Raw genomic sequence first — 1,926 nt, 5'->3', positions numbered from 1 at the left:
GAAGGTACTTTGCTGTTGGCAGCTTATACGGTTTTGGCGCTGGCGTTCTACTTCCATCCGGTAATTGAGGGACTTGTTTAAAAGGCTTTCTTCTGCTTAATGAGAGGGAAGAGGGAATCAAGAAGAAGGCAGATTTTTTCACTCGCCCACTCTTCCACTCCCCTACTCTCACTTCTTTCTTCGAGAGTGGTGGTTGCGATCGTACAATTGAAATGTAGCTGCTCTCTCGTTATTAGTTCTGGTGTGTTTGTACATTATGTGCTCTCATCAGGGATTTGTGACCTCGATCGGCTATGACAAACAACAAAAGCTTTGACCTCAACCCGATCGTTAGATCGCAGTGCCCCCAGTTATAAAAAAACACGGGATGCTGAAGTCAAGCGAGACTAAAACCTCCCTTGACTTCAGAGACCCTGCAAGATTTAAATCAAGGGTACTCATGAGTCTTTTACTAGGTGTGCTACGATCGTCATAAGTTGACAATTGAGTTGGACTAAATAGCCCAAAAGTTCATCAAAGTTAGTCATAATTAACTTGACTGATTAACATTCTGGGCAGTATGATTAAATCAATGCCGAAAAAAAGGCTTAATTATCTGGGAGAGTAAACCGAGCGTGCAAGTCAAAACTGACCAGCCTGTCACAAGGTCGAACGGGAGCCCGCGTTTCGTTAAATAGGTTGAAAATAGTGGATGACTCATGGCTAAAAGCTTCAACTAAAATTAATTCAATTAGGGTGAGCTACATCCGAATTAACGCCTGTGGACAAGAAAGAGCCGACTCCCTTGGGTGAAGCAGGAAACAAACCCTTCAGAAGTAATTCTGATCGAATGGTGAGGCTTAAATAAGTTTATCCAAGTTTTGTGTAGCCGTAAACGACGGTCGATTTAAAACTGACCAGCCTATAAAAAGGTCGAACGGGAGTCCGCGTTTCGTTAAATTGGTTGAAAATAATGGTTAAACAATGGCTAAAAGCTTCCACAATAATAAATAGTTGTACAGACTTCAAAAATAGGGTGCTGCTCCACCCGAATTTACGCCTGTGGACAAGTAAGAGCCGACTCTCTTGGCAGAAGCAGGAATCAGACCCTCTAGAAAATACTTCTAGTTGAATGGTGAAGCTTAAATAAGCTTAGCCAAGTTTTGTATAGCAGTGTCAAAGTAAAACTTGATAGAGCAACCTCAATCAGGGTTATGTGGCTTCTGTGAGTTATTGCCTCAATCCCAAATGCCCGAATCCTTCCGATCCAGCCAACTCTGGTAAATCCGTGTGTATCCACTGCGGGTCAGAACTTTTGTTGCAAGGTCGATATCGGCTAGTCGCGCCTCTCGGAGGCGGTGGCTTTGGCAGAACATTTGAAGTGGACGACAACGGCGCCCGAAGAGTGCTCAAAGTCCTGCTCAAAGAACATCCCAAAGCTGTAGAACTGTTTAAGCAAGAAGCCGACGTATTGGTCAGGCTCAGACATCCAGGTATTCCAAAAGTCGATCGCGACGGTTATTTTACATTTACACCCGCTCACAGCACAGAGTCTTTTCACTGTCTGGTGATGGAGAAAATTGCTGGGGCCAATTTGCAAGACTGGCTGAAACATCGGGGCCGCCCCATCAGTCAAGAACAAGCTGTGAACTGGCTCAAACAACTGTCGGAAATTTTAGACCAAGTTCACCGCCTCAACTATTTCCATCGGGATATCAAGCCGCACAATATTATGTGCAAGCCAAACGGGCAGTTAGTGCTGATTGACTTCGGGACTGCTCGGGAAGTGTCGGCGACTTATTTCGCTAAGGTGGGCCAGGGGCAAAATGTGACTGGTATTGTTTCCCCCGGCTACACGCCACCGGAACAAACTAATGGCAAGGCTGTTCCGCAGTCAGATTTTTTTGCTCTGGGGCGCACTTTTGTTTATTTGCTGACTGGAAAGCC

At 45.2% G+C, this 1,926-nt stretch carries 1 protein-coding gene; it reads left to right on the top strand.

Annotated elements, in window-relative coordinates; genetic code table 11:
• Nucleotides 1–1,195: 1,195 nt before the first annotated feature.
• Nucleotides 1,196–1,926, top strand: a 731-nt coding sequence (locus QUA38_RS28650) for a serine/threonine-protein kinase (RefSeq protein WP_333167856.1), incomplete at its 3' end; no start/stop codon positions are given.

This window comes from Microcoleus sp. Pol12B4, assembly GCF_036701385.1.
Taxonomy (GTDB): domain Bacteria; phylum Cyanobacteriota; class Cyanobacteriia; order Cyanobacteriales; family Microcoleaceae; genus Microcoleus.
The sequence above is the reverse complement of the archived record's forward strand: the minus strand, read 5'-3'. Positions and strand labels throughout refer to the sequence as shown.